At 41.3% G+C, this 10617-nt stretch carries 7 protein-coding genes, 1 pseudogene and 1 CRISPR repeat array; all 8 genes and pseudogenes read right to left on the minus strand.

Annotation, left to right across the window (positions count from 1 at the left end):
• Window positions 1–48: 48 nt before the first annotated feature.
• Window positions 49–1395: a CRISPR direct-repeat array (repeat unit 32 nt; unit sequence ATTTCAATCCACGCCCCCATGTAGGGAGCGAC).
• 168 nt (window positions 1396–1563) lie between these two features.
• Window positions 1564–1854 (minus strand): CRISPR-associated endonuclease Cas2, encoded by a 291-nt coding sequence (cas2, locus tag P9687_RS06400; RefSeq protein ID WP_026684595.1) that lies wholly within the window; start codon window positions 1852–1854, stop codon window positions 1564–1566.
• 10 nt (window positions 1855–1864) lie between these two features.
• Window positions 1865–2896 (minus strand): type I-C CRISPR-associated endonuclease Cas1c, encoded by a 1032-nt coding sequence (gene cas1c / locus P9687_RS06405; RefSeq protein WP_026684594.1) that lies wholly within the window; start codon window positions 2894–2896, stop codon window positions 1865–1867.
• On the minus strand, window positions 2893–3549 hold the full coding sequence (cas4, locus tag P9687_RS06410) for a CRISPR-associated protein Cas4 (protein ID WP_026684593.1): 657 nt from the start codon (window positions 3547–3549) through the stop codon (window positions 2893–2895). The genes cas1c and cas4 overlap by 4 nt, the downstream gene beginning before the upstream one ends.
• The gene (cas7c, locus tag P9687_RS06415) at window positions 3539–4399 is read right to left on the minus strand and encodes a type I-C CRISPR-associated protein Cas7/Csd2 (protein WP_168985563.1); all 861 of its coding nucleotides are present in this window, start codon (window positions 4397–4399) and stop codon (window positions 3539–3541) included. Before cas7c ends, cas4 begins: the two co-directional genes overlap by 11 nt.
• 21 nt (window positions 4400–4420) lie before the next feature.
• The gene (gene cas8c / locus P9687_RS06420) at window positions 4421–6301 is read right to left on the minus strand and encodes a type I-C CRISPR-associated protein Cas8c/Csd1 (RefSeq protein WP_328228650.1); all 1881 of its coding nucleotides are present in this window, start codon (window positions 6299–6301) and stop codon (window positions 4421–4423) included.
• Entirely contained in the window at window positions 6298–7020 is a 723-nt protein-coding gene (gene cas5c / locus P9687_RS06425; protein WP_168985565.1) for a type I-C CRISPR-associated protein Cas5c, read from the minus strand. Before cas5c ends, cas8c begins: the two co-directional genes overlap by 4 nt.
• A gap of 197 nt (window positions 7021–7217) precedes the next feature.
• On the minus strand, window positions 7218–9641 hold the full coding sequence (cas3, locus tag P9687_RS06430; RefSeq protein WP_328228651.1) for a CRISPR-associated helicase Cas3': 2424 nt from the start codon (window positions 9639–9641) through the stop codon (window positions 7218–7220).
• A 468-nt stretch (window positions 9642–10109) separates the two neighbouring features.
• Window positions 10110–10289 (minus strand): annotated as a pseudogene (locus P9687_RS06435) (transposase); the annotation flags it as partial.
• Between the last annotated feature and the right edge of the window lie 328 nt (window positions 10290–10617).

Raw genomic sequence — 10617 nt, forward strand, 5'->3', positions numbered from 1 at the left:
CATGTAGGGAGCGACCAATAACGCCATATTTTCACCTCCCTAATAGCTATTTCAATCCACGCCCCCATGTAGGGAGCGACGATTTGCCATATATCCGGTTAATTCAACATGATGATTTCAATCCACGCCCCCATGTAGGGAGCGACTTCAAATTTTTTCAGCACCTGCTGGATCGTGCATTTCAATCCACGCCCCCATGTAGGGAGCGACGGCCTAGCCGCTATAATTGTCAGCTCACCATCCTATTTCAATCCACGCCCCCATGTAGGGAGCGACCCTGTTTCTTTGTATGTATCGTTCCACTTTGCAAATTTCAATCCACGCCCCCATGTAGGGAGCGACGCAAATGCCCATGCATCACTAGAAAGGCCGCTAATTTCAATCCACGCCCCCATGTAGGGAGCGACGATTTGCCATATATCCGGTTAATTCAACATGATGATTTCAATCCACGCCCCCATGTAGGGAGCGACCGTGGAAGGCGACACATTAAAAGCATGCGGAGCTATTTCAATCCACGCCCCCATGTAGGGAGCGACAGGGGTTCGTAAAATAAGTACGAAAGGAGAATGATTTCAATCCACGCCCCCATGTAGGGAGCGACATATTTTTCCAGTGATGGCTGCATAATAGATCAAGATTTCAATCCACGCCCCCATGTAGGGAGCGACGTAACTTTCCGGTTGATAAAATGTTGGCTTTCCAATTTCAATCCACGCCCCCATGTAGGGAGCGACATGAAGGGCAGGACGGGCGCCGGGTGTATGTTACGATTTCAATCCACGCCCCCATGTAGGGAGCGACAATGCAGGCGGTCGAAACCGGCCAGCTGCGCATAATTTCAATCCACGCCCCCATGTAGGGAGCGACAACGGCCGATGATGTCCGATATTCGGGAGTCTGATTTCAATCCACGCCCCCATGTAGGGAGCGACACAATCGAGATAGCAAGTAAGCTATCCCTTGTCCATTTCAATCCACGCCCCCATGTAGGGAGCGACTTAAAGGTATCGCATCCTCAAAATGCGTGGATTATTTCAATCCACGCCCCCATGTAGGGAGCGACATTAGCCTGGCCGAAAAATTTTTATAAGGGAGACATTTCAATCCACGCCCCCATGTAGGGAGCGACAAAGCGCCCGTTTGGACTTGTACTTTTAGATCAATTTCAATCCACGCCCCCATGTAGGGAGCGACAGCAGGCATGGGATGGATTGCAAGCGAATGGGTGATTTCAATCCACGCCCCCATGTAGGGAGCGACTCATTTTCCTTTGCCTTGTAAGCCGCAAGTTTGCATTTCAATCCACGCCCCCATGTAGGGAGCGACCTCGTATAGTTAATAGGCACATACGAGATTACAAATTTCAATCCACGCCCCCATGTAGGGAGCGACAGCGGAATTTGGTCAAAAAGGCGAATGTACGTTTTTAAAACAACCAAATTTCGCCATTTCCTCTGATAAACAAAGGACTATTTTTCCACATTTAACCAATATATGTAAAATATTGGTTAGCATATTGGTGCGAACACACGGGAAAATCGTGTGCACTACACCTTCGCACTAAAAGATCAAGGGGTCTTCTAAATCCAAAGATGGTTTTGCCCCGATATGCATTACTTTATTTTTATAGTTGTTTCCCAACTGATAAAATCTCAGGCTATCTTCATCTGGGTCAATAATATTAGACAGTTCAATCTTCAAAGAGGCAAATTGTGTTGCATCAACGAAACACTCAAAAACGGAATTCTGGACACGCTGGCCATAGTTTTGACAAACTTTCGCTACTTTTCTTAACCTCTTCTGCCCTGCTCCGGTCAAAGTACTCACATCATAAGTAATGACAACAAGCAAAATTTTCCACCTACTTCCACAGAAAAGGAGGATACTCATCTAAATCTCCTCTTAAAAACCGGGCCAACAACAGAGCTTGTGCATGGGGAACCAGTCCCCATGAAATCTTTTCTCCAAGAAACGGATGAGTAATCTTTTCCTGTTTTTTATTTTGCCAGGCTTTTAGAAACTTTTTTCTTGCTTCATCTGTCATAATGACGGTTCCATTTTCCTTTTTTAAAAAATCATCTTTATTGATTACCTTGGTATTGATTAATGAAAGTACAAAACGGTCCGCATACACACCTCTTAATTCTTCCATTAAGTCCAGAGCAAGTGAAACCCTGCCCGGTCTGTCTTGGTGCATAAATCCAACATAGGCATCAAGACCTACTCCTTCCAGTGCGGAAGCTGTGTCATTTGCCAGTAATGTATAAGCAAAGGACAACATGGCGTTCACGTTATCCAAAGGCGGCCGGCGTGAACGGTGATGAAAGAAAAAATCATCTTTTTGCTGTAGAATCATTTGGTCAAATAATTTATTGTAATTGATGGCAGCCTGTCCTTCTAACCCCCTCAATGTTTCTAAACTATCGCATAGTCTGACCTGTTTGATAATGGCGGATAAAAACCGGGAAACATCCTTAAATTGCGTAACATCAATACGCAACGGATAATCTCTTGTCATTCTTTCAAGAATCCATTTTTGGTTGTATATCTTCCCGATAATAAAATTCCTGGCAATTTGAACCGAAGCGATTTCATCATCTGAGATACGGTATTGTTTTTTTCGCAAAACAACATTTCCCCTGCTTTTACCAATTACTCTGGCAAGAAAGCGGCCATTCATTGTAAAGAAAATGAGAGAAATATTCCTTTCGGCGCAATACCCCATTAAGGCAGGGCTGGCCCCTGTATAGCCAAAAGCAACGACCGATTCCAAATTGTGCAGTGGCAGTCGCCCCAATTGTTCCTTCTCTTTTAAAAGCACAATATTGTCTCCATCCAAGGATAAATAAACTTCCGGCTGCGTAATAAATAAAGTGTTCAGGAGTTTTTTCACTCATTTATCTTCCCTTCTATATAACTGGAAACAGCACGTTTACGAATGATATTCGGCAAACAAATATTCTGGAGGGAACATTGGTTGCAGAAGGGGCCGGTTTTTACTTTTGGCGTATAACGGCGTTGATAGTAATCTTGCATCTCAGCAGCAATCTTTCTAACTTTATTTTTTTCATCCAAGGTTATCGGAATTTCAATCCGGCGTTTGATTTCGTTATAAAAAATATAGCCCTTGTTAACCTCACATAGAAGCATTTCCTCAAGACACATCGCCTGCGCAACAAGCTGTAAAATATCCGAATCATTCTTTTTCGGTTTGCCGCGTTTGTATTCAACCGGATAAGGAATATATTTTCCTTCATTCCCATAAATTTCAACGCCATTCTTATCCTTCACAAATTCAACAACATCACATATTCCCGTCAACTTCAATTCATTTGATTTAATTGGCATTGCCCGGACAATTAATTTACTGCCACGCTTTTCACGGATAAAGGGGCTATCCGTTTTTTGATGGATATTTTGCCCCTCAACCGTTCTTACATTTTCTTCCCACGCTTGCTCTATATGAATCAATGCCCATTGCCGCTTACAAAATTGAAAATGTTGGATGCCCGACAACATCAGGTATTCATCTTCATCAAATGCCATCGATGACGTCAACCTTTAAACCGTTTAGTTCATTTAAAGTAATCTCATAGTCCTCAAATGTTTTAGGATTATCCACAAGTGGTGTAACCGCTAATGACCGATGCACTTTCGCCGACGAATACTGGCCCAATTTGGACTGGTGTTCCCACCAATATACTTTTTTGACTTCCATGCTCCCTTCAGGACGTGCAGAAGAAGCATCATTTTCAAATAATGTGACTAAGGCCTGCTTGATTTTTTCGGCATCCTCATTTGAAAATCCTGTTTTTTCGGCCAACTGTGGATTGATACTTCCATAAAATACATAGACACCAAAGTCTACGCGGTGTTTCATCCCCATAGTGTCGGAACCCCGGTCTTTGCCAGGCTCAGAGTTTACACTTTTAGTAATTTGCATGCTTGTAATATCAATTGGAGATACACTGGTAGCAGTATGGATTGAAACAGGGCCTCTTACCCCTACAGATACACCTTTATTGCCGGATCCTTTAAAAGCAAATACTTGGCCGAAACTGCGGACATCAATCCACTCTTGGCACGCGATCGCAGCAAAAGATTCACCTGATCCGTCTTTAGACTTAAAAATCTTATTCAATTCCGGATTCGCATCCGCCCGTTCTTTTAAACTGTTGTACGAATCATTTTTTCGATCGTTTGATTGCACAAAAATTGACTCGCCCATGTCTTGAAGGCGGTTTCTGATTTTACGTTTAATCGCAACATCAGAAATTTCCCCGTAACCATCATAATTTTGGCGCGGGCGGTTTCCGTTCAACGGATCTCCATTGGGATTAGCTTTTGTAACAGACAACACAACGGCAAAATCAATCTTATGATCTAAAGCTGGCATAATTAGTCCCCTCTCAATCTTTTATTCTTTAGTTTGTCCAACAGTACTGGTATCTTTCTTCTGATATAAATCATAGCGCTGGCTATAAAAGCCAAGCAAAAACTTACCCGATAAAGGCCTGTCATTAAAATCTTCATATTTAAGTTTAGAAGCGACTTCATCTATTAACATGGCGTAGTACGTCCCTTTTTTCCCCAGCCGGACTTGATAGGGCTGCAAACTGGCCTGGATCGTTCCCCAAGTGCGTGCAGGATGCTGTGAAAATGCATTCATATATCGGATGGCATTGGTAGCACGATTTTCGCCGGAATCCAAAGCATTTCGTTCGAATACATCCGCAATGGCCAGCAGCCTTCCGAATAAATAATCGCGGTTGTTATTTTCTTTATCAAGTGCCAAATTATATCCCTCCTCTTTATTAATCAGTGCACAAGCAATGCTTAATATTTTTTCCCATTCCCATTTTTCCAAAGCGACCGGATTAGATGCACGCCGAAGGGCACTTCTGACAATATCTGTTGGGATTCTTCTCCCTTCCACAATACACGGAAGCATTCTTTCCATTAAGCCCTTTACAACTTTATCACTTGCATTTGGACCATACGCTGCGAACGCGATATCTTTTGTCGAAGGTGCACCGAAAAATGAAATCGGTTGGTTGTCCTCATTTTTTCGATAACGGTGGAGCCAGGCACAAGTTGTATGCCATTTTACTAAATTTTTAAAATAAATCTCTTTATTTAAATTTCGATAATAAAGGACAGCCATTCTTCCAGTTGTTGCCGAGTCTAAAACCAGAATATTAATACTGGCTTCAGTCGAAAGATTACTTTTATATCCATCCATTGCCTTAGAAAATTCACGTGCAAATTCCTGGTTTGTAAAAGCTATTTTTGGATTGCTCCCATTTGCAAAAGGATCAAGACTGGTAATGTCATATGAATCTTCGGTAACAGATGGAACTTCATTTCCGCCGTTTTCCCATACAAGAAATACTCTGTTATCGATTATTTTTCCCTGCCTGTTGATCAACCATTTCAGCGCATTATGTGCTTTTTGCGATGCTTTATAACTAATACTTGCCACTTGTTTGCTTTCAGTAAATCTTCCTCTGTACGTAAACCCGCTTGAGTCGTTCGCAGATATCAGTTTAGCTTTATCTCCGGAATTTCTGATTTTATTAGCATGCCTTTCTGTGCTTGGCAAAAATTCACCCGTTACATAACAAAGATCCCGGTCACTTAAATGTTGATTGTAAAATTTTATAAATGATTCGTACATTTCCGAATCTTTCCATACTTTGGTCAGGATTTTTTCGGGCGAATAAACAGTAAACCTTACAAAAGCGCTCTCAACACTCCCTGTAACTGTTGAATATAATGGAGGCTTATCACCATACTTACTGTCCCATTTATCAATTAACTGCCCGTTGTTATCCAAAAACAAAATTCCCGCTTCTACAAGATCGTGGATTAACTGTTTCTTTTTTAAATATGCATAGATACTCTGCACTTTCGCATTACTAAACGGAGAATTTGCCCACTCACCTAATTGTTGAATATAATAAGAGAAAGGCTCTTCTATTTTTCCTCCATAAGCCACAAAGTCGCCGGCTACATAAATCAATTTATCATGCAATGGGTAAGGAGCTATTTTTTTACCGGCACGGCTGGATGATTCTTCTGTGCACGGGATTAATGTAACCGCATCCTTTTTATCATTAATTACCTCCGCATAATAAAAATTTCCATCCTCCGTTACCTGCACTTCTAAATGTGCAGTTTGTGTGGTATGTGAAACCGGAAGAAGCGTGTACTCCTGATCATTTCTTTTCTTTTCAATTTTCCCGACCTGCTCTTCATTCGCTTGATAAGTCTCATATAAATTTAGTAACCAGCTCACTCACGATTCCCCTCCCCCTCAAACTCTTTTAAAAGTTCATCGGCAGGTTTCACATTTTCTTTAGTAAAGGCTTTCATTTCCATTTCTGCAACTCTTCTCACCAGTTTACATTCGTCCGGCCGGATAAAATGGATTACACCATTTTTCATAACAGGGTTCCACAATCTGACTTCCATTTCATTACGGCCGGTTTCATCTGGATAATTTATGCCGTGAACCATTGTTCCAAAATACACTTCTTCTGTTTGGTCATAGTAACCCTCACCTTCCTCGAATACACAGGGTTCCACATAACCCTGGCACTCCCGGGCGCCAAGGAAAATGTCTCTTCTTCCGCCAGCTTTCAAGGATCGTTTCAGAATATTATGATGCTTATGTTCGTTACGATCAAATGCCAAATCCGGCCTGTGTGGGTTAAAGATGAAATGAGCCCTCACTTTGTAACGCACATCACGCAAATATGTGTAATTTGCCAGTGTATTGCCGCCGTTGTATTCAATCGGCCTGACACCCTTAGACTCCATCTTGATAGGATTCATCACACGCAAATCATCAATTATCATTAGAATAGTAGGTTTCCAGTAGATCGATTCGACTATCCCCTTTAGCGCTTGGTAGGTCGGTATTTGGTAGGATAATTTTTCACCTCCCATTTTTGTCAACGGATCAGTAAACAAAGCATATTTGCCATATACCTCAAATTCAATAGAATTCCTCATTTTTCCCCTCCTCTCATTTTTTGGCTGTTTTGATAAATTCAGTATACAATGTGCCTTTTTTTAAGTCAATAATTAATTATATATTATATGAAAAAATTTTTCTTTCCCTTTTTGTGTTATGATAATATAGTCGCTGGTAAAGCGCGGATTGAAATATATATTATATGATTTAAAAACCTATCTGTTATGATAGGTTTTTAAATTGACAAAAAATCCAATTCGCTGTCATTCTCCACATTCAATCCAAATTCATGATCATATGCACCTTCCTTGAGAGCCAATACTTTACCGTCAAACAAACCTATGATTCCGCCATTTTGCTCAAGCTTTTGTAGTTCCTGACTGTAAAGATTGATCGTGTACTGCTGTGCTTTTTTCATGAGTTTGCCGAGATCTTCAATGGTTACTTTGCTGCTTAATTCGGCTATCACGTCTTTCCCCTTCCCAAAAGGAACAATAACAGAAGTAGTCTTATCATCTATCACACGGAATTTTTCTGCAGCTGTATAAAAACTGCTGCTTAAGAACAACGGAAATTCCTTCTTCGTATTACTGCGATACGCCCTCGCATAACTATAGTGGTTGGGGTCAGCTGTTAACATTTCCACCATATTACTCTGAAGAGACGGAACATCGTAATCCAAACGGGTATTAAGTTCTGTATAAAACTCTTTAAAATATTTTTCCATTGCTTGGGTAGACAGAACATTTCCATTATGGATAGACGGATTATTTTTTAAATCGATAAAAATTCGCTTTGAAATCTCTTTGCCTTTTTTTATTTCCGGGAGCCTGCTTAGATTTTCTTCTTCATGGTTGATCACATACACAAAACCGGTCTCTTTCTCTCCGTGCCGATTGCAACGCCCGGCCGCCTGTGCAATCGAATCCAGGCCGGCTAAGGAACGGATGACACAATCGAAGCTCACGTCGACACCCGCCTCAATTAATTGGGTACTGACACATATTACTTTTTTACCGGTATTCAGGCAGTGCCTTACCTCTTCCAAAATTTGATTGCGGTGGGCTGCACACATAGATGTACTTAAATGGAAAATATGGGTATTATCGTTAGAATTTAAATGATTATATAATTCTTTTACAACACGCTTGGTATTCAATATCACCAGTACACTGGAAACCTCTGTCATTCTTTCCTCAATAAAGCCGGCAAGCTTTTCGGTGTTGAATGATTCATCAGTTGCCCTGTCAACAATTTCAACTCTCTTAAAGGCGTCTAATACGTTTTCCAGATCGCGGATAATCTCCGAATTTGGGCTGACCTGCAATTGATGTTCAACATAATTTAATGCCGGCTGGGTTGCCGTACAAAGAAGAATGCTGGAATGGCAATATGTTTTTAAAAAGTTTAGTGCTTCATTAAATAAGGAAATGCAAGGAACCGGCACTTTTTGCACTTCATCAAAGATTAGCACCGCTTCACTCATATTATGAAGGCGTCTAATATTTCTGCTTCCCTTCGCATAAAAGACATTTAAAAACTGCACCATTGTGGTAAAAATGATTGGAGCATCCCAATTATCCCTTGCCAGTTTCAGCCGTTGCTGCGCACTCATAATTCCGTCCTGTTGTTCATCATTCTCATCAGCATCTTCGACGACGTTTGAATGATGTTCAAGAATATTTACATCGTCCTGCAAAACTTTCCGCACTTCCTCAGCATTTTGTTCGATAATTGTCGTAAAAGGCACGACATAAATGATACGCTTTTTGTTATAAAGTTGGGCATGCTTTAATGCGTATCGCAGGCTGGCAAAAGTTTTTCCTCCTCCTGTCGGGATCGAAAGCGTATAAATACCGGACGGTTTCTCGGCAAAAGCATCGCATTGCTCGGACATCCCGGATCTTAATCGGTTGATACGGGCATTAGCGCTCGAATTTTCCTTAAAACTGTCTAAAGTAAGTAACAGTTTTTCATAGTATTGATTAAACAACTTTGCAACTGGAGTATGCTCTATTTCCGGTCTGTTTTCCTCAAACAATCTGGTGTTCGTCCGGTCAGCATCAATTAGCGCACTGAAAATATATTTCGTTAAAAACATCATCTTATGCGCAAGCGGTTTTGATGCATCTTTCATAATAAAGTGCTTTAATTCAATTTCGGCCTGATTCACATAATCAGAAAAGCTTGATGGGCTCATCACTTTTTCAAAAAAGTTTTTCTTTGCCGTTTCAAATTCGTCAATTTCCTTACTTTCAACTCTATTTAAGTACTTTAGTTCCATTTCCGGGCTGATAAAATCCTGCAAATAGGAATGGTGAGAAATGATTGCATTGCCCACCATTTCAGCTAACAATGCTTTATGAGGACTGGTTTTTCCTGAATGGAACATGCTGTACAAAAGCTTCCCTCCGGCAGTAGAATGGTCTACACTCCCTCTTTTCGGCGGGCGATCAGGGTTGTTTACCGCTTCCAAAATATAATTGCGGAATGCGTGTGTATATTTCCCTAAATCGTGAAGTAGTGCAGCAAGCCCGGTTATGTGCTTTACACCAATCTTTTCGCCATAAGTTTCAGCCAAATCTTTCGCTGCCAATAAATGTTCTTCAACTGTTTGTACCTTCTGGTCGCTTTCACGAATATGTGCAATGAACTCCATAACTCTCCTCCTTCAATAAAGTTCAATTATCTCTCATTTACTCGCATATTCTCCAAATTTCATAGGTATTTGATTTACACCTAATCGTTGTCACACCTCTAAATAGATATAAGCAGAACTTTCTTGCAGGATAAGGTCCATCCTAACAACAAAATTGGATATATTTGGTAAACGAAAAGGTATAACCTTTCATAAAATCTCCACACAACTCACGGTCGCTCACCCTCCTATGTCTCCCAGGATCGGGGTCCACACATTCCTTTGTCCTGCGTATCCATGAGGTGGAGGACGGATATGCTCATCGACTGGGTCATAATGCCCGAATGGAATAAATAAACTCCGGCTCTGCACTATTGGTGTTTTTATTCGGAATAAAGCTGTATTTAGGGCTTGCTGAACGAATCAAATTTGGTCAGATACAAGCCAAATTCCGATTATCAAAATATAAAATAGTGTTGTGTAAAAATTTCAAAAAAGAACCCTGAGCTTGCGCTCCAGATTTAGTATGAGGAATTGAAGGGCTACTACTGTTTCGCTGGTCTCCTGAAGGCGTGCTCGAATAAGTCCCAGCCCATACTTTCGCTTGCCTTCGCCAAATTTGCCTTCAACGGCATTACGTTCAGAGGCATCCTGCCTTGCAACGCGTTCCAAGGTTTTAAGGTGGACCCCATCGTCAAGACACAAATTTAAAATTTTTAAGGTGGGTCAGAATCTGAAAAACAGATACTGACTAATAGAGCGTGAGGATGCTCATTGGAGGCAGTTAGTGGACAGTTCACATTTTTTGGAGTGATTCATCCTGCTTTATTTTTCCTTCTCCGGGGGTGTTGTGTCAAGGGCGAGTGTAGCGAGGGCTTTGCCGAACCCTTGACACAACACCCCCCGAGAAGTATCCTCAACCCGAAGGATGAATCACTCAAAGGCCATAAACGGAGGCCGGAGGCGTATAGCCCAGGGCCTGATGGAGTCTTTCGTG

Source organism: Weizmannia sp. CD-2023, assembly GCF_036225245.1.
Taxonomy (GTDB): domain Bacteria; phylum Bacillota; class Bacilli; order Bacillales; family Bacillaceae_C; genus Weizmannia; species Weizmannia faecalis.

Excerpts from the sequence above, each read along its gene's own strand:
- cas7c (WP_168985563.1), bottom strand. The coding sequence starts at position 4,399 with ATGCCAGCTTTAGATCATAAGATTGATTTTGCCGTTGTGTTGTCTGTT.
- cas4 (WP_026684593.1), bottom strand. The coding sequence starts at position 3,549 with ATGGCATTTGATGAAGATGAATACCTGATGTTGTCGGGCATCCAACAT.
- cas5c (WP_168985565.1), bottom strand. The coding sequence starts at position 7,020 with ATGAGGAATTCTATTGAATTTGAGGTATATGGCAAATATGCTTTGTTT.
- cas3 (WP_328228651.1), bottom strand. The coding sequence starts at position 9,641 with ATGGAGTTCATTGCACATATTCGTGAAAGCGACCAGAAGGTACAAACA.